General features: G+C 64.0%; 22 protein-coding genes. 13 read left to right on the top strand and 9 right to left on the bottom strand.

The window, feature by feature from the left end; all coding sequences use genetic code 11:
* Positions 1 to 6: 6 nt before the first annotated feature.
* Positions 7 to 831 carry an SDR family NAD(P)-dependent oxidoreductase gene (locus tag MRAB57_RS04590; protein WP_077086504.1) on the top strand — a complete coding sequence of 275 codons (825 nt, stop codon included), beginning with the start codon at positions 7 to 9 and terminating at the stop codon, positions 829 to 831.
* On the opposite strand, the gene MRAB57_RS04585 is transcribed toward MRAB57_RS04590, so the two are convergent.
* The 4 genes from MRAB57_RS04585 to MRAB57_RS04570 form a co-directional block, all read right to left on the bottom strand.
* Complete coding sequence (locus tag MRAB57_RS04585) at positions 820 to 1380, bottom strand: carboxymuconolactone decarboxylase family protein (RefSeq protein WP_077086503.1); 561 nt, start codon at positions 1378 to 1380, stop codon at positions 820 to 822. The genes MRAB57_RS04590 and MRAB57_RS04585 overlap by 12 nt on opposite strands.
* Before the next feature lie 72 nt (positions 1381 to 1452).
* Entirely contained in the window at positions 1453 to 1857 is a 405-nt protein-coding gene (locus tag MRAB57_RS04580; protein ID WP_077086502.1) for a hypothetical protein, read from the bottom strand.
* A gap of 26 nt (positions 1858 to 1883) precedes the next feature.
* Positions 1884 to 2702 carry a PPE family protein gene (locus tag MRAB57_RS04575; protein ID WP_077086501.1) on the bottom strand — a complete coding sequence of 273 codons (819 nt, stop codon included), beginning with the start codon at positions 2700 to 2702 and terminating at the stop codon, positions 1884 to 1886.
* A 38-nt stretch (positions 2703 to 2740) separates the two neighbouring features.
* Positions 2741 to 4465, bottom strand: a complete 1725-nt coding sequence (locus MRAB57_RS04570; RefSeq protein WP_077086500.1) for an N-acyl-D-amino-acid deacylase family protein — start codon at positions 4463 to 4465, stop codon at positions 2741 to 2743.
* A gap of 194 nt (positions 4466 to 4659) precedes the next feature.
* Between MRAB57_RS04570 and MRAB57_RS04565 the strand changes: the two genes are divergently transcribed.
* From MRAB57_RS04565 to MRAB57_RS04535, 7 genes are all read left to right on the top strand, one after another.
* Positions 4660 to 5028, top strand: a complete 369-nt coding sequence (locus MRAB57_RS04565; protein ID WP_077086499.1) for a hypothetical protein — start codon at positions 4660 to 4662, stop codon at positions 5026 to 5028.
* Positions 5028 to 5684: a hypothetical protein gene (locus MRAB57_RS04560; RefSeq protein WP_077086498.1), complete on the top strand. Its 657-nt coding sequence runs from the start codon at positions 5028 to 5030 to the stop codon at positions 5682 to 5684. The genes MRAB57_RS04565 and MRAB57_RS04560 overlap by 1 nt, the downstream gene beginning before the upstream one ends.
* A complete protein-coding gene (locus MRAB57_RS04555) occupies positions 5674 to 6078 on the top strand; it encodes a hypothetical protein (RefSeq protein WP_077086497.1) in 405 nt (134 codons plus the stop codon). Before MRAB57_RS04560 ends, MRAB57_RS04555 begins: the two co-directional genes overlap by 11 nt.
* A gap of 76 nt (positions 6079 to 6154) precedes the next feature.
* The gene (locus MRAB57_RS04550) at positions 6155 to 6691 is read left to right on the top strand and encodes a hypothetical protein (RefSeq protein WP_077086496.1); all 537 of its coding nucleotides are present in this window, start codon (positions 6155 to 6157) and stop codon (positions 6689 to 6691) included.
* 4 nt (positions 6692 to 6695) lie between these two features.
* Entirely contained in the window at positions 6696 to 7421 is a 726-nt protein-coding gene (locus MRAB57_RS04545; RefSeq protein WP_157900558.1) for a hypothetical protein, read from the top strand.
* Positions 7422 to 7460: 39 nt separating this feature from the next.
* A complete protein-coding gene (locus tag MRAB57_RS04540; RefSeq protein ID WP_157900557.1) occupies positions 7461 to 7670 on the top strand; it encodes a hypothetical protein in 210 nt (69 codons plus the stop codon).
* Positions 7671 to 7814: 144 nt separating this feature from the next.
* The gene (locus MRAB57_RS04535; RefSeq protein WP_077086493.1) at positions 7815 to 8951 is read left to right on the top strand and encodes a trypsin-like peptidase domain-containing protein; all 1137 of its coding nucleotides are present in this window, start codon (positions 7815 to 7817) and stop codon (positions 8949 to 8951) included.
* A 14-nt stretch (positions 8952 to 8965) separates the two neighbouring features.
* Here the strand turns inward: MRAB57_RS04535 and MRAB57_RS04530 are convergent, their stop codons facing one another.
* The gene (locus tag MRAB57_RS04530; protein WP_077086492.1) at positions 8966 to 9559 is read right to left on the bottom strand and encodes a recombinase family protein; all 594 of its coding nucleotides are present in this window, start codon (positions 9557 to 9559) and stop codon (positions 8966 to 8968) included.
* Between the two features lie 189 nt (positions 9560 to 9748).
* Positions 9749 to 12664, bottom strand: a complete 2916-nt coding sequence (locus tag MRAB57_RS04525; RefSeq protein WP_077086491.1) for an NACHT domain-containing protein — start codon at positions 12662 to 12664, stop codon at positions 9749 to 9751.
* 1202 nt (positions 12665 to 13866) lie between these two features.
* Between MRAB57_RS04525 and MRAB57_RS04520 the strand changes: the two genes are divergently transcribed.
* On the top strand, positions 13867 to 14109 hold the full coding sequence (locus MRAB57_RS04520) for a helix-turn-helix domain-containing protein (protein WP_077086490.1): 243 nt from the start codon (positions 13867 to 13869) through the stop codon (positions 14107 to 14109).
* Here MRAB57_RS04520 and MRAB57_RS04515 read toward each other — a convergent pair.
* A complete protein-coding gene (locus MRAB57_RS04515; RefSeq protein WP_077086489.1) occupies positions 14071 to 15039 on the bottom strand; it encodes a tyrosine-type recombinase/integrase in 969 nt (322 codons plus the stop codon). The genes MRAB57_RS04520 and MRAB57_RS04515 overlap by 39 nt on opposite strands.
* Before the next feature lie 258 nt (positions 15040 to 15297).
* Here MRAB57_RS04515 and MRAB57_RS04510 point away from each other — a divergent pair, with 258 nt between their 5' ends.
* From MRAB57_RS04510 to MRAB57_RS04495, 4 genes are read left to right on the top strand one after another with little or no spacing between them, the layout of a single operon-like run.
* Positions 15298 to 15663, top strand: coding sequence for a VOC family protein (locus MRAB57_RS04510; RefSeq protein ID WP_077086488.1), 366 nt, complete (start codon positions 15298 to 15300; stop codon positions 15661 to 15663).
* A 21-nt stretch (positions 15664 to 15684) separates the two neighbouring features.
* Entirely contained in the window at positions 15685 to 16200 is a 516-nt protein-coding gene (locus MRAB57_RS04505; RefSeq protein WP_077086487.1) for a mycothiol transferase, read from the top strand.
* A 9-nt stretch (positions 16201 to 16209) separates the two neighbouring features.
* Positions 16210 to 17076, top strand: a complete 867-nt coding sequence (locus tag MRAB57_RS04500) for a hypothetical protein (RefSeq protein ID WP_077086486.1) — start codon at positions 16210 to 16212, stop codon at positions 17074 to 17076.
* A 7-nt stretch (positions 17077 to 17083) separates the two neighbouring features.
* Positions 17084 to 18469, top strand: coding sequence for a cytochrome P450 (locus tag MRAB57_RS04495; protein ID WP_077086485.1), 1386 nt, complete (start codon positions 17084 to 17086; stop codon positions 18467 to 18469).
* 13 nt (positions 18470 to 18482) lie between these two features.
* Here the strand turns inward: MRAB57_RS04495 and MRAB57_RS04490 are convergent, their stop codons facing one another.
* Together MRAB57_RS04490 and MRAB57_RS04485 are read right to left on the bottom strand one after the other, a co-directional pair.
* Positions 18483 to 19190 (bottom strand): anti-sigma factor, encoded by a 708-nt coding sequence (locus MRAB57_RS04490; RefSeq protein WP_077086484.1) that lies wholly within the window; start codon positions 19188 to 19190, stop codon positions 18483 to 18485.
* Positions 19187 to 19750 (bottom strand): sigma-70 family RNA polymerase sigma factor, encoded by a 564-nt coding sequence (locus MRAB57_RS04485; protein WP_077086483.1) that lies wholly within the window; start codon positions 19748 to 19750, stop codon positions 19187 to 19189. Before MRAB57_RS04485 ends, MRAB57_RS04490 begins: the two co-directional genes overlap by 4 nt.
* Positions 19751 to 19799 lie beyond the last annotated feature (49 nt).

Below are 19799 nucleotides of genomic sequence, written 5' to 3'. Positions count from 1 at the left end.
CGACCCGTGGCCCTTCCGACTCCCTCACCCACCAGCACCGCCGTCGTGACCGGCGCATCGTCGGGCATCGGCGCCGACATCGCCCGCGAGTTGGCCGACCGCGGCCACGGCGTCACGCTCGTCGCCCGCCGCGAAGACCGGCTGCGCGAGCTGGCCGACGAACTCAGCGGCCGGGTTCGCGTCGAGGTGATCGGCTGCGACGTCGCGGACGCCGCCGCGCGCGCCGGCCTGCTCGACGAGGTCGAGCGGCGCGGCCTGACCACCGAGATCCTGGTCAACAACGCCGGCATAGGCACCATCGGGTCGGTGGCGAAAACGCCGGTCGACGCCGAGCTCGCCCAGGTGCGGGTCAACGTCGAGGCCGTCATCGACCTGACCACCCGCGCGGTCCAGCAGATGGTGCCGCGCGGTCGCGGGGCCATCCTCAACGTCGGGTCCACCGCGGGCTATCACCCCTTCCCGGGGCAGGTCGGCTACGCCGCCACCAAGGCGTTCGTCATCAACTACACCCAGGGGCTGCGCGGCGAACTCGCCGGCACCGGCGTCACCCTCGCGCTGTTGAACCCGGGGCCGGTGCGCACCGAGTTCCTGGCCACCGCGGGCATGGATGCGCGGGCCTTCGCCGCCGCGTTCCCGAAGTTTTTGTGGAAGCCGTCGCGCGAGGTGGCGCGCGCCGGGGTCGACGCCCTCGACGGCGACCGCGGGGCGGTGACCCCCGGGCTGCCAAGCCAAATCAGCGCCCGCCTGTTCCAGTTCATGCCGCGACGGCTGCTGCTGCCGCTACTGAAAAACCAGCATCCGGGTCTCAAAAGGGACCGGTCAGCCAGCTAGGGGCCAGGGCCGCATCCACCCCTCCACCGGCAGCGCGAGCGCGTTGCACAGCGTGCAGATCGTCCGGTACCAGCCGACGGCGGTCAGCAATTCGATCCGCTGCTCGTCGTCCAGGTCGCGGCCCAGCGCCGCCCACGTCGCCTCTGACCACGAGCCGGTGCGCTCGAGCTCGTCGACCGCCTCGATCAGCGTGCGCTCGGCAGAGCTCCAGCGCGGGTCGGCGGCGCTGCCGGTCACCAGCGCGTCGCATTCTTCGTCGCTGACGCCCGCGATCGGACCCCAGAACGCGGCTTGCCCGCCCCACTCGTATCGGCAGCCGACCAGCGCGCAGATACGAAGGATCGCGATCGTGCGCGTCCTGCCCGGCAAAAGCGCTGCGACGTAAAGGGATTCACCGAGCTTGCGCAGCCGGCTGGCCAGCGCCGGATGGCGCTGCAGGCAGCGCACCAGCAGCAGCGGCTCGTACGTTCGGTCGGGGTGACCCCAGCTCTTGATGCCAGTGGCATCTTCTTCGCTCCAGGGCGGGGCAAGCGGTGCGACGCGGCTCACGGATGAGACTGTACGGCCCTGGCCGGATGGCGGCGACCCGCTGCGCCCGGCATGCCGCGCTTGCGATCGCCGCTAGGCGGGCAGCGAGAACACCACGCAGTCGTGCAGGCAGCCCGCCACGTTGCCGCCGGGCGACGGGGAGTCGGCGTTGCGGTGCAACAGCGCGCGGGTGGGCACGACGTGGCAGCGCGCCGTCTCGGCGTCCACCTCCGACAGCTCGGCGCGGCCGTCGACGATCAGCGAGTAGCCGCCGGGCTCGGGCGGGGGCCACAGCACGGTCACTTCGCTGCGTTGGGCGAGGTTGGTGCGGGTGCCGCCGCCGACCAGCCCGATATCCAGGAACGTGTCGCGCAGCTGCGGCTCGACCGTGACGGTGTGCACGCGGTAGTCGTCGCCGGCGGTGATCAGGTACGCGAACGGGTAGTCGGGCAGGGCCGCGGCGAGCCGCGTGAAGTCCACCCTTTTCTTCGTGCGCATGGCTTCGAGGATAGGCCCAGGCGCTGCTAGCCGGGCACCGCCGGCTGGGGGGCGCCGGCGTCGAATCCGCCGAGGTAGGTAGAGGGGTGCAGCAGGTCCGGGTGGCCGAGGCTGGGGGTGAATCCCGTGCCGGGGGTGGCCGGGTTGAGCAGGCCGTAGCCGGCGCTGGTGCCGCCGGTGACGTCGTGGGCGGAGGCCACCACGTTGGCATCGGCCGGGTTGAAGCCGCCGAAGACCGACGGCGTATTGCCCGTCGGCGGGGTGGCCCCGGGCAGCCCGGAGGTCAGCTGGCCATGGTTGAAGTCGAAGCCGAGGGTGTGCAGAACCTGCTGCCAGGGCGGCAGATGCTCGACGGCCGCGGACGCGTCGGCGTGGTAGTCGGTCATGGCCGCCACGTCGGATGCCCACATCTGTTCGTAGGCGGACTCGATGTCCATGATCGTCGGGGCGTTTTGGCCTAGGTAGTTCGTCGACGCCAGCACCTGTACCAGCCGGCGATTGGCCGACACCACGGCAGGCTGCACGGTCGCCGACTGCGCGTTGTCGAAGGCGTCCGCCATGGCCGCGGCCTGGATCGACGTGGTCTCCGCCTGGGTTGCGGCGGCGGTGAGCCAACCCGCGTATTTCGACGCGACGTCCATCATCGCCGTCGCCGCCGGGCCCTGCCACGCGCCTTTGGCCAGGTCGGCGGACACCGAAACGAAGGTCGACGCCGACGACGCCAGATTTTCGGCAAGCCCGTTCCACGCCGCAGCGGCGTCAAGCATGGGTGCCGATCCAGGACCGGCGAAAAGTAACGCCGAGTTGATTTCTGGAGGCAGCCGCGAGTAGTGCGGGCTCGTCACCGATATAACTTAACCGCGACAGGCCACCCCGCGTGGCGTTATGGCGCAGGGGCGGTCTGACGGCCCCGGACCAGCTTGCCGGGCCGCGCGTCGGTGGGCACGCCGTTTTCGGCGATCACCTCGCCGGAAACGATGGTCGCGACGTATCCATCGGCCGTTTGGTCCAGTCGCCGCCCGCCGGCGGGCAGGTCGTGGCTGATGATCGGCTTGTGCAGCCGCAGCCCCGCGTGGTCGATGACGTTCAGGTCGGCCTTGTAGCCGACGGCGATGCGGCCGCGGTCGGATAGGCCGGCGATGCGGGCCGGGACCGTGGTCAATTCGCGGACCGCCTCGGCCACCGTGAACCGCCCGTTCTTGCGGTCGCGCGCCCAGTGCGCCAGGAAGTACGTCGAGTAGCTGGCGTCACAGATCATGCCGTAGTGCGCGCCGCCGTCACCCAGGCCTAGCACCACGTCGTCGCGGTGCAACAGCTTGCCGACGGTGTCCAGCGAGTTGTCCTGCAGGTTGCTGGTGGCGACCAGCAGCATGGCCCTGCCGTCTTCGTCGAGCAGCCGATCGTAGGCCTCCTCCATGGGGTTCACGCCCTTGGCGCGGGCGCGGGCCCCGATGCTGTCGGCTGGGTCGGGCTCGTAGTTGGGGTTGTCGCCGAGCGGGAAGATCCAGTCCCACATCTGCGCGACGTACAGGATCGGGTGCCCGTGGCCGGGCTTGTCGGCCAGGATGCGGGCGCGGACGTCGGGCTTGCGCATCTCGGCGACGCGCTCGGCCAGCGGCAGGTGCGCGATCTCCTGGTAGCTGGGGTAGAGCACAAACGGGTTTGCGGTCAGCTGCAGCCCGATGATGAGCCCGATCGGGCGGGGCAGCAGCTGCGCGGTGATGTCACCGCCCGCGGCGTTGGCCTTCTCGACCATGTTGATGGCGTCCGGCCACGTCGGATCGCCGGCGTTGGCGACGACGAGGGTGAAGGTGACCGGCAGGCCGACGTCCTCGGCGACGTCGAACACCGTCTGCAGTACGGGCTGGTAGCCGCCGGACGGGATGTCGGGGACGAACTGCAGCAGGCCCCCGCCCGCGTCGACCACACCCTTGGCGATCTCCTCGATCTCCTCGCGGGCGGCGTCGTAACTCGGGATGGGAGAACCGCTTTCGGTCTTGTGGATGGTCAGCCGCGACGACGCGAAGCCCAGCGCGCCGATCTCGATCGCCTCCTTGGCCAGCGCCCGCATCTTGGCCAGGTCCTCGGCGGTGGCCGGTTCGCGGTTGGCGCCGCGCTGACCCATCACGTACACCCGCAGCGGCGAGTGCGGCAGGTAGGCCGCGACGTCGATGTCGCGCTTGCCGGCGTCGAGCGCGTCCATGTATTCGGGGAAGGTCTCCCACGTCCACGGCAGACCGTCGGTCATGACGACGCCGGGGATGTCCTCGACACCGGCCATCACGTCGACGAGGACGTCGTGGTCGTCCTTGCGGCACGGCGCGAACCCGACGCCGCAGTTGCCCACCACCACCGTCGTGACGCCGTGCGCCGACGACGGGGTCAGCCGCTCCGACCAGATGGCCTGCCCGTCGTAGTGGGTGTGCAGGTCGACGAAGCCCGGCGTGACCAGCAGCCCGGTGGCGTCGATCTCGCGCTCGGCGGTGGCGCCGTTGATCGCGCCCACCGAGGCGATGACGCCGTCACCCACCGCGACGTCGCCGACGTACGGCTCACCCCCCGAACCGTCGACAATGGTGCCATTGCGGATGATGAGGTCATAGGTCATCTAATTAATCTCCTCCTTTAACCGTTTGAGCAGGTCAAACGTGTTTAACGAGTCCGAAAGTGCTGCAAAAATGCCGCGAGCGAACTGCGGAAATGGATTGAGCTGTGTCCACTGGACACAGCATCCCGGTGTCCATCGTTTGTGCTCACAAGACAAGCGTAAACCTGGGTCATTCAGCCTTAGACTTTTCGATCGTGACGAGCTTCCTGGACGAGGCCCGGTGGAGCAATATGCGCCACTACTCCCTGTCTATGCCGCTGGTGATCGACTTCCCGGCGCGCCATCCCAAGATGGCGGAGATAGCCGAACGGGACCGCGTGATCTCCCGCTGGCGTTCCTGGATGGGTACGCCACCCGAGCTAACCGTCGTCCCGTTCAGCGCAGCAGAGAACCGTGGCCTGATGGAGCGCCAGGCGTGGGAGCCGTTCTGGACGTACTCGGCGTGTCCCGGCTGCGGGAACATCGATGCGCATTTGATCCGGCAGCCGGACGAATGCGAACCCGAATGGGCAACCGTTGTCAGACAGTGCGCGGTGTGCGCGCGGGAGGGGGTGCAAAGCTAATGAACCAGCCAACTGACCCGCAATGGTTAAGGCATCCGGCAGTTGACCTTACGGGTGACGCTGGTGGGCAGATCGCGGACTTCCTCTCCCTGGCGGGAGACATTAGCTTTGCGCGTGACTGCGCCGCCTCCTATGTCAGATGGGAACGCGGGGACGCTACAGCGGGCGGCGAGCAGGTTGACGACATGATCAAACGGGCGTTGTGGACGTCTTGCTGCATCGCTTACCGCCGCGTCTTCACCTCTGGCAAGGGATACATCCCAGGAAAGCCCCGTACGAGACCCACTGAAACCTTCGTCGCCGCGCTGAACCCTGAACAACTAGCCGCCCACGAAGAGGTGCTAGACACCGCGAATAAGCACATCGCGCACCGCGTCAGTGATCTGGAACAAATTCTGGTCCAGGTGGTTTTGCAACCGCCGCCGTTCCCGCGCGACATCGCCACTATTACGACGCAACTTCTTCACTTCATGGGCCCCACTATCGAGATGGCCGAGACATTCATCCCGGTCTGCGACCTCCTGCTCGCAGGCACCCAGCAACAGGAAGCTTCATTCAGGCAAGGTGTCCGGGAGGACCTACAACGGGACCACCTTGATGCGATGTATGAAGCTATTGCTGCACAGAACGCAGGGGAAAACAGCAGTGGCGAGTGAGATCCCGGTCGCGCTCATCAGCGGTGGCTTCGGGCTCGCACTCGGCTGGCTGACGCCGTTGGCCAAGTGGAAGGTGGCGGACGAACCAGGCCTCAAGCGCCAAGAGCGCGTGCAAAGGATTGCAAACTGGCGCCAAAACATCAGAGACTTACGTCTAGCTGAGACCCACACACTGGCACTGATCAGAGAGAACGCCGGACCGGCGGCCGCTTGGCCGGAAGTCAATCCACGAGAACATGAGTGGTACCGCGACCTGAAAAGCGATCTTTCGGACAACCAGGTTCGCAGTATTGAATATTGGCGCAGGAAACCAATCGCAACACGCGAAGGTAAGATACCGACGATCCTCGAACAGGAGGTCCGTCGCATCGAACGCGAGTGGCACCTTCGCTAAAACCTTGCTCGCACAATGTGTTTAGGAGGTTTTCGCGCTGATCGTCCTGGCACATCACGCAATCGGGATCAAGGAAATGACAGCATCCACATGGATTGCGTTGGCAGCGTTGTTCATATCAGTGGGCACCTTCATTTGGAAATTCATGGAGACCTACATCCGGTGGCCACGGCTGGGGATTTGGCTCCGCCAGTCTGTTGCCGTCCAACTCAACCTCAAGATGACCCCCAGTATTGGCAAGCCTCCTCCGGAGCCAGTCAACCCACCAGACGAACCGGCCTCGGGTCAAGCAGATCGCTTCGACATCATCGTCGTGAATAGCGGTGCAGAAGCGACAACGGTTTCCAACGTGGGGTTACGGTCCGTGGATGGATCGGTCCGGATCGATGTGTCGCTGGAACGCAACAACGGGAAAGAGATTAGGGGTCCAGACCTACCCGCGCGGGTTGAGGAGCACGGTTCGCTCACCTGGACCGTTGAACACGACCTCACGAGGCGCTTCTCACGAGGCACCAAACTCGTTGGATTTGCGCATCGTTACCGTACCTATCATTGGTGGTGTCGAAATACGATCAAGGAATATGTGACGCCGATCGAGTACACGAAGAACTAAAATTGTGCGTGAGAAATACCGGCCCCCAGAGCCTGAAGCAATCGAATTAGAGTTCTACGCCGCTGTGGTCAGCGTGCGTGACTATGAAGCCGCCCAACACCTTTGGACAGCCAGACGCGAAGCGTGGCTTTGCGGAGAACTTGAAGATCAACTCGTGGATCAAAACATCGACTTCGACCGGCGGCACCGCTCCCACGTAACAAACGCTGTGCTTTCCGCAACGGCTTTCCTTGAAGGAGTAGTCAATTCGACGTGGCAGGACGCGTACGACAGCAAGGAATCTCCTCACACCAACGGCATTCCCGGTGAGGCACTCGCCGAGATAGCTGCCTCATGGGAGGGCAACGAGAATTACTCCAAGAAGCCACTTTTGACCAGATTCAAGCAAGCGCTGAAGCTGGCCAATCGCGACCCGATGCCTGGTGACGTGACGCACGAAAGCATCAAAACACTGGTGGAGATTCGTGATTACGTCGTGCATTGCAGGCCCAGATCACGCCAGGTCAACGTCGACGACGACCTTCAACGCCGGCTGAAACCGAAAATCAAAGAAAACAAGCTGCCCATCGGTTCGCCGTGGTTCCCAAATAAGGCCCTCGGCGCCGGCGCAGCCGAATGGGCGTGCAAGTCCAGTATCGACTTTGCGCGAACATGGCATCAGCTGATCGGACTGACGCATCCCTTTGACGACTTGTACATCACCTCGACGGGCCCCTTCGAAGTCGAGTAAAAAGCATTGTCTGCTCGTTAATAGTGCACAATGCTGGTGTTGACAGAAAATTCTGCGACGCCCACCATCAGCGGCGTGGAACTCGCAATTGCGGCCCTGTACGCGATCGCCCACGACACCGACGCTCCGCCGGGCGTGCGGTTCGCGGCCGCAGTTGGACTTGACGGCCGAGAACCCACCGCAGAATGCCATAAAGCCTTCGCCGATGCTTACGCTCGTGCCCTTCACCTTGAAGAGCGGGAGCTGTAGAAACATTAGTGCCGTGGCCCCTTACTAGGGGGAAAGCCGATCTCGCAAGCTCGGTCCGCGGCGGCCAGACGGCCGGGGCATACCCCCACCCCATGCGACCGCGCATAACCCTTCACACGGGACTAGGCCATATAGTCCAGCAATATGACCGACGACCACCCCGAACTGCCCCTGGCGATGTTCCCGCCCGAGTCGTTGCGACCTGTCTATATCGAGATGATGTTCTCTCCAGACGGTAGCCATGCCACCAGAGAAAGTGACATGTTCCTGCTGGCCAAGGGAACTGGCTTTCTTTATCGTATCGCTGGTCAGATCTACCTCGTCACAGCTCGCCACAACTTCTCTGGAAGGCATTGGGAGACCAACGAGTTTCTGCGCAATAACTACCGTGTCTCACCGACACACGTCGCCGTGGGGTTCCGCGCTACGACACCAACTGCGGTGTACCAGACAGGTTTTCAGGTAGCAGTCCAGCAGTATCTGATCAACCTGATCGATGAGACGTGGACACCAATTTGGCGGGAGCATCCGCGGTTCGGACGCAGCGTAGACATCGCGGCGATTCCGTTTAATTTGCCTACTGACCAAGGTGAACTGGTCATCGATGCTTGGGACGAGGTTCCGCCAGCGCGTGAGGCGCCCAGACTATGGGTAAGTCAACAGGTTTCAGTCGTTGGGTATCCATACGGGTTGAGAGGAAGTTTTGATCTTCCACTGTGGACTGGTGGCACCATCGCTTCCGAGCCCGCTCTGCTGCATGTCTACCGCAACAACGAGTACCCGCTCTTTCTCGTGGACTGTCGGGGACGAAAAGGACATTCTGGCTCACCTGTGGTGACGGTTCGCCAGCCACTGAGTTTAACCAACGAGAACGGGAAGTTCGAGGTAGCACCTGCGCCACGTTGGCAGCTCGTCGGCGTATACACCGGCCGAGTGCCGGAAGACTATGGTGCGCGGGAAGGCTCTGCCTTCGGCGCTGCTTCTCCGCCCGCGGGGCCTGACGAGGATGACCCCGTCATCGATCACGAGACAGATATTCCGGGTGCTGACGAGGAAGTAACACGTCGACTTAGAGATCTTGCACGCCGATTCGAGAAGTTGTCGCGACAAGCAAAGCAGAGCTCGGACCTTGGATTTGTATGGCGCGTGCAAGAAGCCACCGAAATCTGCCGAAGTGGTGTCGCCGGCGAGTCAGGCCCGGTTGGGATCAATCCCGGCAACGTCGAGCCTCAAGAACCCCAAGCAACGCTAATGACCGATCCGCCCTCCCCGATCGGGTAACCCTCGGTAACTGTCTACGACTCGTCCGCGGTCGTCAGGATGCGGTAGATGGTCGCCCGGCTTACTCCCAAGGTGGCGGCGATAGTTATTGCTGATTCACCGCTGTCGTGCATCCGTTGCGCCAGAGCGGCTTTCGAGGCATCTAGTGCCTTGGGCCGCCCTACATGTTGGCCCCGCGCCTTGCGTGCCTCGCGGGCCGCTGTGCGCCGTTCGCGACCTAGTTCTAGTTCTAGTTCCGCCAGGCTGGCGAGAACACCGGCGATCATGCGGCCAGTTGCGTTTGAAGTGTCAATGCCTTCGCGCAGTGACCGCAGCACAATTCCACGCTCGCCAAGCTCTCGGATGGTGGACATGACCTCAGCGGCATTACGGCCCAGTCGGTCGACCCCGACGACCACGATGGCGTCGCCTTGGCGCGCATAGTCCAAGAGTGCAGCCAGTCCCGGCCGCTGCTCCCGCGTGGAAGTCCCCGAAAGCTTGTCGCTGTAGATGCGCCCTGGTTCGACGCCAACTGCCGCGAGCGCATCTACTTGTTGATCCAGGGATTGGTGGCCCGTCGAGACGCGGGCGTATCCGAGCTGTGTGCCTGCGAGGGCGGGGGCGGTCATGCATTCCAGTTTGTCGCAAAAGTCTTAGAACTACAAGTATTGCGACACTTGTTTTGAGGCGACTTTTGAGACACCGCGACGTGGGTTTTTAGTTCCCGCAGCGTTACCGGCCAAAGCTGTTCCAATTCTTAGTTCTGAGACATCAGCGATCTCAGTCTGAGATTCCTGGAGACCGCACCGTACTGCACTTCACGACTGAGGCTCTTGCCCCGGCGGATCATCCCCGGCAACCCGAAGTCGTTCTGAGATCGGCCATCGCGAGGCGGTCGGCCAGTAACGCTGGGCGAGGAAGGTGATGACGGGCCAACCCTCCGGCGGCACAGCGGCGATGATAATCTGAAGGTCCTGTTCCGCTTCGGAATCTTCCAGCGCGGCGTAAAGATCATGGGCCCCAAATGCTTTACGAAAATTTATGACTGGCAAAAGGTTGCCCTGTTTGCCGCGCCGCATTCGGAGCTGGTTGCACTCGTCGAGCGCCCGTAGTACGAGCGTTGTTGGCGGATAGCTCTCCGGTGCGTAGCTCTGAAGGGTGTCCAACAGAAATTGACCGATTTCGACCATCTGCCCACCGGGGCCGCGTTCATTCCACAGGTCGACGAATTGACTGAGATCTGCGGGCTGGCCAGGGATGTGCGCGCCAAACGCCCCAAAGCGAAGCAGTATCGCGCCGACGGCGTACCCGACCTCATCTGGGGTGTTCCTTGCGAACGCATCGCGCAGTCGATCTCGGACAAACAGCCTGTCACTTCTGATACCGGCCACGTCAGGGCCCGTGTGACCGGTCTCGTTGGTGGCTGCCGCGAGCTTCATTGCGAGGGATTTCGGGTCTGTGGGCAGCGGACCGCTCAGAACCCGCAATACCACCTCAATCAGGCGGCGGCGATCGTTGGGCCGGTTGGCTGCTAGACCGTCATCCAGTAGGTCTGCGGCCAATTCCGGTGCTGCAGGGTATAACCAGCCGTGCCAGTGTCCCACCTCGTCGCACTGCTCGACCACCTTAAGGACGAGGTTGCGTTGGTGGTCGTTTCCGGTGAACAACCTGCCTGCGCCGAACAGCCAAGCATTGCGCCAGTGCGGACTACAGGCTGCGGTGACGAGATTCTCTCGCTGGTCGGCTTCGGGCATGTCGACGAGTGCGCAACCAGCCATCAACTCCTGGAGGCTACGAATGTCGAAAGACACTGTCTCGTCTTCATCGGCGACCAGCAGTACGAGCCGGTGCGTGGCCACGGTGACCATGGTGTTGGCCAAGTCGTTGGCTTCCGGAATTCCGTATCCAAGCTTGATCATCCGGTCGCGCGCGATTTCTTTCAGTTCGACCATGGGCAGCCGCCCACGCAATTCTCGCGTTGCCTCGCAGTAGCGGTGCAACACAACGCCAACCCGCTGATGAAGGTCGGTGATCTCAGCGCGGTGGTCATTGATGAAGTTGCGGTAGGTGGTTGGCTTAGCAGCTTCGCGCTTAAAAACAGTGTCGTAGTAGGTCCAGAAGAGCTCGTATCTGTTGGCGGGTAGCGGCCCCGATCGAGCAACAATCACTGTCAAGATGAGGACTTGCAGGGGCGTGGTTAGTAACCGCTCGACGGCGGGGGACTTCGCGGCGTCCTCGAAACGTTTCAATGCCGTGCGACGGAAGACCGGGTCTCCGGCCAGTCGCTGGGCCGTGACATGGCGGCCATAACGTTGCGCTTCTTGGCGCGTGAATTCAGTTAGGTCGATTTGTTCGAAATGGTCTGGGAGCAACGACGTATAGCCGGTTGGACGCGTCGTGACGACAACGAGCAGGTCACAGTCAAGCGCATTCGCTTTGTCGACAAGTGCCGTGATCTCTCCAAGGACACGTTGACGTACTGCTGGGTGAGTAACCTCATCGAGACCATCTAGCAAAATAATGCTGGGCCACAACTTTAACCACTGGTCAAGAGTGCCGAGATGCACCGGAACACTTGAGTCGAGAGTGATTTGCTGGCACAAGTACGTGCGGATATTAGGCCCGCCAGAATCAGGTCCCATCCTCTCAGCCATCGGTGCTAGGTCGATGCGTATCGGCCAGCGGGGGCTTTGGGGCGCAGTGAGTTTCAGCCGGTCTAACGACTTGTCAGTGTCATCGATGATGGCCTGCACTGCCGGTTCATTGGCATCGGCTCGCGCGAATGAGGCCCGGAAAACCTGTGTGAGGTATTTGGCGATGGTTGACTTGCCGTTGCCGGGCGCGCCGGTTATCACCAGGTGACGGGGCGGCTGTGGTTCATCAGCCTCAGTGGCCTTCCAAAGAGACTGACTTAGTACACGAGAGCCGCGTTCAAGCACAACCTGCAATGCCAAGCCGCGGTTGCCCTTTTGATCAAGAACCGGGAGATCAACGATCACGCGTTCGACTGACTGACGGTTAAAATCGTCACCCGCTTCGTCGAAGCGAACCCACCGTTCGCCCTGGATTGTCGTCTGTGCGTGGTCTACCAGGACTCCGGCGATGTCATCGGGTGGTATCAACCCTGGTAGGAGCTGATCCAAGCGCTCAAGACGAGCCAGAATGTCGCCCATCGTGAGAAGCGGCGCGAACCGCTGCCGAACGTCTCGATTGATGCTGACAAGGACGTTGAGTTTGTCGCGATGCCAGACCTTTACATCGCGTAATCCACGCCGGCGCAACGTGCTTGGCTCATGCCCGTCGAACTCGAACTCGTACTTAAGCCAGTGATCGATCAAGCTTCGGATCTCATCGATTCCGCCCGCGGGATCGGCGGCGGAAAGCCTCACATTCGTGATCACAAGCAGATATTGAGGGAACTGCGTGCGCCTGCTGTCCGGGTCCATCCATCTCTTGAACTCTTCGCGCAGTGTGCTGTTAAGCCACTGAAGATTGCCCGCTGGATCGGATGGTGTTTGGCACTGCTTGGCCTGCACGACCGTGTAGCCGTTCCATTTGTCGCCATCGCCGGTGGCCGACCAATCGATTGGCCCGGTATATGTGGCCTCGCGGCCACCGTCGCGGCCAGGGCCGTAAACCTCGATACCGTGTCCGATGGCCATCTCCGCCAACGCCACCGCTAGCTGCTCAAAGGCCTCAGGGCTGATTCGCTCGTACTCGAAATCCGTCTCCACTGGGACGCAAGACTACGCGCGGACGGAGATGCTCAGAGGTGCTTCGCAGGATTCGCCGCAGGCCTGGCGAACGGACGCGCACAGTGTTGTGCGCTGAGCAAGTTCGAATTGGAAACGTTGTTTACCGGCTGGCAGCAACTTGCGAGTGGCGGCCTACTTGATGGCGCCCGCGCAAAGTACTGGCCGCACGCGAAGCAGTCGGTAAGCCGTCGGGCACGTCATGCGGGGGTCAATCTTTCAAGCTGCTCAAGCAATGCCTGCCGTCTCAGCTCTAGGTTCGCGCTGTACTCGCCTCGGCAAACTCGGGTAAGGCATCCTCGGTCGGCGAGATGGCAGAGTGCGCGGCTGGCCTGCCAATGTGGAAGACCGAAGTGTTCTGCAACCTGATCGGCACGCACCGAACCGTTCTGCCGGACGAAAATCAACACGTCGCCGGACAGCGTGCCCGTGCGCCCGCATGTCTGACATGTGTGCATTACTAGAGGCTCCATTTCTTTGTCTATTTCTGTATTCAGTATAAGTCCGAGTCTAATGAAAACGGTTCGGAGATAAAACTACGTGTTACGCTTTCAATGAGGGCTAATAAACCCGAACCTCCACCAATTCCCCCAGCTGACCCCGACTGTTTCGGGGTACGGGACTAACCTCCCGGTCGTCTCCGGTCAGAGCGGAATCACTTCTGCTGGTCATCCTCCGAGGTGGCCAGTCCGTTTCTGGTGAGCGCGGTGATAAATAGAAGGCAAGCCCGGCGCCGCATCACCCCGATGGGGGCATTACCAGAAGTTCTTCGGCCTTGGGGCAAACGAGCAATACCCGTAGCCCACAGTGAGATACACACCGCGACCGACTCGGCATACGAGAACGCCTGGTGCATAGCTGTTCCCCCGACAGGGACAGCTATGCTCGCTTCCCTCCTGGCTCCGAGAAGCTGGGCTGCGATTACTAGCTCCTCGTCGCGTTAGAGTCCCTGATCTTCAATCCGAAGTCCTGCGAGTAGTAGCTGTTATTAAGTCGATCGTGACAGTCAAGCTGTAGTTCTGCATTTGATGAGAAAAGCTAATTGTCGTAGTAGTGCACAATGAAGTAGGTGGATAGGTGCACTAATAACTGTGATAGTGCACAATGGACCCCGTTACTCTGTGCATTGGTGCGTGCACCGGACGGTGCGAGGAGAACGCGTAACAACACCATGAGAAAAAGCGATGGAAGTAGTACCCCGCCTCTATAGCGTCACCGAAGTTTGTGAACTCTTACAGTGCGACAGCGAAGACTGGCTGAAAGACCGCGTGCGTTCCGGAGAATTCCCCGCCCGCCGCATCTGCCGTCACCTACGTTTCTCCGCCCACGACATCGAGAAGATCATCGCGGCGTGCGCGATTACCAAAGATGTTCTGCCGGTGCCTAACTCACGCCAGCGCCGCAAGAATCCGCTCGTCAGCGTCTGAGGCGACGTGCGCGTAGGTCGACAGGGTGATCGACACGTTCGAGTGTCCTAGGCGCTTTGAGACGGCAACAATCGATATCCCAGCGTCGATCAGCCGGGAAGCATGGGTATGCCGCAGATCGTGCAAACCGGGGCGGCGGTGCTTCGGCAGTCCGCTCTTGGCCATCGCCGGAATCCACACGTTCTTGCGAAAGCTGTCCGCGTTGATGGCGTACCCCGTGTCGTTGGTGAACACTAGTGCGCCCGACATGTTCAGCTTGTCGAGCACTCCTTGCGGCACCGCTATGGTGCGCTCACTGGCTGCGGTCTTGGCGGCTCCTAGATCGAAGGGGCGGTTTCCGGCTGCGTTGGCGCGGCGGCTGTACGACTTGTTAAACGTGGCAGTCCCGGTCCCGATGTCGGCCGGGGTGAGCGCCAGGGCTTCGCCGATCCGGCAGCCGGTCGCCAACAGAAACTCAATCAGCACCCGCTGCCGATCCGGCACAGCTGCCACTACTAGCACCGCTTCGTGGCGGGATAAGAACACCGCTTGCTTGCCGGGTGGCCGGCGCGGGATGCGAACACCGGAGCCGCCAGACCGGGACGCTTTCCGCGCTGGATTGATGCTCAGTTCACCGCGATCAATCGCGGCCGTCAGCGCCGCCTTCAGCAACATATGGGCCTGGACGATTGACCGACCCGCGATGGTTAAGCCATTAAGCCACGACTGGACATCGTCCACTGTCAGCTCCGCGACGGACACACAACCGAGCACGGGGTTGATGGTGTGCTTCGCGATGATGCGGTACTTGTTCGCGGTGTCCAGCGACGGCCGCGACGCCGCATACCGCTCTAGGGTGGCCGCGACGGTAGGGGAGAGCGCTGTTATCGGCTGCGGCGCGGTCCTGCCGATACGTTGCAGTGCGTCCGACACTCCGAGCGCGTCAATCATTGCGACGAACTTCTCGGCGTTGCGGAGATCGGGGAATGTGGTCGCCCCAGCACTGCCGTCAGGGTGCCGGTACCGGACCTTCCGTCCATCGGGGAATCGGCTACTAGGTTGCGGTGAGATTGACGCCATAACCAGGGACAATATCACTTGGATTGTGTCCAACGTTGTGTCTAAACAACCTGAGTCGCAGCTCAAAGGTTATAGAAGTACCCCTAAATAATCTACGACCGCGGCCGGGGTCGTGCCAGGATCTTTTCCGTGATCGACCACATCGGCATCAACTGCGCCGACTTCCCGAAATCGCAGGCCTTCTACGACGGTGTGCTGAGGGTCCTCGGGTTCTCGCGGCAGCTGGATTTCGGCGAGGCCATCGGTTACGGGCGCGACGGCAAGCCGACCTTCTGGATCTCGCAGGGGACCGGCCCCAACCGGGAGGTGCACCTGGCTTTTGCCGCGGCCGACGAAAACGCCGTGCGCGCCTTCTACGAGGCGGCGATGGGGCTGGGTGCCGAGTCGCTGCACGAGCCGCGGCTGTGGCCGGAATATCACCCCGGCTACTTCGGCGCCTTCGTCCGCGATCCGGACGGCAACAACGTCGAGGCCGTCTGGCACGGGGGTTCGTGAGACGCCCGTAGTGTCGGTTCTATGTCCAACGCCGACGCCGCCACCCAAGAACTACTGCGCGACGCGTTCACCCGGTTGATCGAACACGTCGACGAGGTGACCGAGGGCCTGACCGACGAGGTCTCCGACTACCGGCCCACCCCCGACGCCAATAGCATCGCCTGGCTGGTCTGGCACAGCGCGCGGGTCCAGGACATCCAGCTGGCCGATGTGGCCGGGGTGGAGCAGGTGTGGTTCCGCGACGGTTGGGTCGACCGGTTCGGGCTGGACCTGCCGCGCAACGACACCGGTTACGGCCACAAAGCCGAACAGGTCGCGAAGGTGCGCGCCCCGGCCGACCTGCTGTCCGGCTACTACCACGCCGTCCACAAGCTGAGCCTCGAGTACGTCGCCGGCGTCACCGCCGACGAGCTGTCCCGCGTCGTCGACACCAACTGGGATCCGCCGGTGACTGCCAGCGCCCGGCTGGTAAGCATCATCGACGACTGCGCCCAACACCTCGGCCAGGCGGCCTACCTGCGGGGAATCGCGCAGTAGGTTCTAGGCGTGCGATTCGTAGCGGCGCTGGCGTTCTGGCTGGCCACCACCGTTGCGCTGGCCGTCGTGGTGCCCGCGACCTGGGTGCAGCACAACATCGTGGACCCCGACGGCTACGCCGCGCTGGCGCAGCGGGCGGCCGACGACCCGGCGCTGCAGTCGGCGATGGCCGCCGAGCTGACCACCAGGGCGACGTCGCTCATCGCGGCGCACAACGGCGGGCGGGTGCCCGCCGACCCCAACGCGGTGCATGCCGCCGCCGCTGCCTTCACCGCGGGCCCGTCGTTTCCGACGCTGTTCGCCCAGGCCAACCGGGCCGCGCACGGCTGGTTGTTCAGCGATCCGCGGCCCAACCAGGACAGCGACGAGTGGACGGTCGACCTGGCTCCGATGCTCAACGACCCCTCGATTCAGCAGCTGCTGACCAGCTACCATGTCAGGCCGCCGACCAGCCTCACCGTTCCGCTGACAATCGCGGTGCCCTCGATGTCGGACCCGGTGCGGCAGGGCGAGCTGAACCGAGTCGGCGACTGGGGTTCCCGGGCGACCAGCGTCGCGCTGGGGTGGTGCGGCCTGTGCGCCCTGCTGACGCTGCTGGCCGCCCGGCGGCGCGGGATGGCGCTGACCACGCTGGGGGTCTCGGCGCTGCTGGTCGGGGCGGCCGGCTGGGTGGGCATCGAAACCGGCGCCCGCTACGTCAACGACGCGCTCAACACCACCACCGGGAACGTCCGCCAGGTCGCCGACGTCATGGTCGGTCACGCCGAGGCCAGCCTGCGTCAGTGGCTCGACCTGACGTTGGGCGCCGGCGCCGCGCTCGTCGTGTTTGGCGTGTTTATCGCAATCGCGGGTGGGGTCCTGCGGCCCAAGCAATGATCGTGGCGTGGACATCGCGACGATCCCGCACCCACCGCGCCGGGTGCCGGTCATCGGGGACGTGGTGGGCATCAAGGTCGGCAAGCCGGTCCAGACGGTGCTCGCCCAGTCGCGCGGCCTGGGGCCGATCTCGGTCCGCAAGGTGCTGCGGACCCAGATCGTCACGGTCGGCGGGGCCGACCTGGCCGGCGACCTGAGCGACGAGAGCCGGTTTTGTAAGTTCGTCGGATTGCACCTGCCCCCACTGCGCCAGGTCGTCGGTGATGCCCTGTTCACCGCCGAGGACGACGAGCCGAATTGGCAACTCGCACATGACATTCTGGCGCCGGCGTTCACCCGTGAGGCGATGAGCGGCTACCACGCGGTCATGCTGGAGGTGGCCCGCGAGCTGCTGGCCCGCTGGGACGCCGCCGCCGACCGCGGCCAACCCGTCGACGTCACCCCCGACACCACCCGGTTGACCATGGAGACCATCGGGCGTACCGGATTCGGTTACCGGTTCGCCTCTTTCGACCGCGACGAGCCGCATCCGTTCGTCGTCGCGATGACCCGGGCGCTGCACTATGCCAGGGTTTCGGCCGTGCTGCCGTGGGCGCCGGTGCGCCGGCTGGTGGCCGGTTCGGCCGCCCAGCACGACGCTGACGTCGCGACGTTACGGGGCACCGTCGACCAGGTCATCCGCGCCCGGCTCGACGACCCGGCGTCGGACGCCCCCGACCTGCTCGGCCGGATGCTGCGCACCGCCCACCCCGGGACCGGCGACCGGCTGGATCCGGTCAACATCCGCCACCAAATGATCACCTTCCTGGTCGCCGGCCACGAAACCACCTCGGGCGCACTGTCCTTCGCGCTGTATTACCTGACCCGCGACCAGGGGGCGCTGGCCCGGGCGCAAGCGGAGGTGGACGCGCTGTGGGGCGAGACGGCCGACCCCGAGCCCGCCTTCGCCGACGTCGCCAAGCTGCGCTACGTGCGGGCCGCGCTCGACGAGGCGTTGCGGCTGTGGCCGACCGCGCCCGGGTACCTGAGGGCGGCCCGGTGCGACACCGTGCTCGGCGGGCGGTACCGGATGAACGAAGGCGATTGGGCGCTGGTTTTTCTGCCGCTGCTGCACCGCGACCCGCAGGTGTGGCCGGATCCCGACCGGTTCGATCCCGACCGCTTCGGCGCGGGTCAGGCGAAAAGCCGCCCGGCGCACGCGTACAAGCCGTTCGGGACCGGCAAGCGGTCCTGCATCGGCCGGCAGTTCGCGTTGCACGAGGCGGTGCTGGCGCTCGGGCTGATCCTGCACCGCTACGCGCTGACCGCGCCGGAGGCCTACGAGCTGCAGATCGCCGAGTCGCTGACCCTCAAACCGCGGGGCTTCCGGCTGCTGCCACGCCGCCGGCGCTGAACGCGGGTTGCCGCTAGCTCAACGGCAATTCGGCCAGGATCTTGCTCGTGGGCAGCGGTGAGCCGGTGCCGGGCTCGACGGTGAACGCCAGGGCCTTGGACGAGCCGATGTTGGCGAGGGTCGCCGTCGTCGACGGCGTGACCGCCGCGGGCCCCATGGTCCCGGCCGACGCCGGGCCGTTAGCCCCGATCAGCCACATCTGATAGACGGTGCCCGGGGCCGGCGGCGGGACGTTGTTCATCACCAGCACGCCGGCATTGCGCTCGTGCGAGAACATCACCGTGGCGTTGCCGCTGGCCAGTGGTGCGGACACCGTCTGCACGTCCGGCGCCGCCAGCACCTGCTGGGCCAGCGACGGTGTGCTCGACGGCCGCAGCACCACCTGCACGCCGAGGGCGGTCAGGCCCGCCACGATCGCCGCCGCGACTGACACCAAAACCGTTGTGCGCCAACGTACTGGGCGCTTGGCATCCAACGTCGGGACGTGCGCCACGCCCAAGACCGCGGCGCGCAGGTGTGCGGGCGGCTCGGCGGTGGTAGCCGCCGACAGCATCGCCATGGTTTCCCGGACGGCGCGGACCTCCTCGGCGAAGACCGCCGCGATCCGCGATGGCGCGGCCGCGACCCGCCGATCGATGTCGGCACGCTCCGCGTCGGACAACGCGTGCAGTGCATACGGCGCGGCCAGGTCGATCAGCTCGAGTTCGTGTGGCTCGGTCATGGCACGTCCAGGCAATTGCGCAGACCGCGCAGCCCGTCGCGGATGCGCGATTTGATCGTCGACAAGTTGGCCGCCAACCGCTGTGAGACTTCGGAATACGTCAGGCCGCCATAGTAGGCCAGCTCGATGCACTGGCGTTGCGCATCGGTCAGCGCGCCCAGGCATTCGGCGACCCGGCGGCGCTCATCGCCCGCGATCGCCGAGTCGGAGACGACGTCACTGGCTGGCTCGAGATTGGCTGCGCCGTAACGTGATTCGCGTCGGGTACCGGCCTGCTCGGCCCGCACCCGGTCGATGGCCCGGCGGTGGGCCATGGTCAGCAGCCAGGACAGCGCCGAACCCCTGGCCGGGTCGTAGTCCGACGCGCTTCGCCACACCTCGAGGTAGATCTCCTGGGTGGTTTCCTCGCTGTAGCCGGCGTCCCGGAGCACCCGCACCACCAGCCCGAACACCCGGCTCTTGGTGAGGTCGTAGACAGCGGCGAAGGCCTCGGCGTCGCCGCCCGCGACGCGCCGCAGCAACCCGTCAAGTTCGCCAGTTGCCCCCGGTGCCCCAGTCATCGTGGCAACTCTAACGTCCGCGAGCGCGGACGTATTCCCTTTGCTCATC

It is taken from the genome of Mycobacterium rhizamassiliense (genome assembly GCF_900157375.1).
GTDB classification, from domain to species: domain Bacteria; phylum Actinomycetota; class Actinomycetes; order Mycobacteriales; family Mycobacteriaceae; genus Mycobacterium; species Mycobacterium rhizamassiliense.
This window is presented reverse-complemented; position numbering and strand designations above follow the sequence as displayed.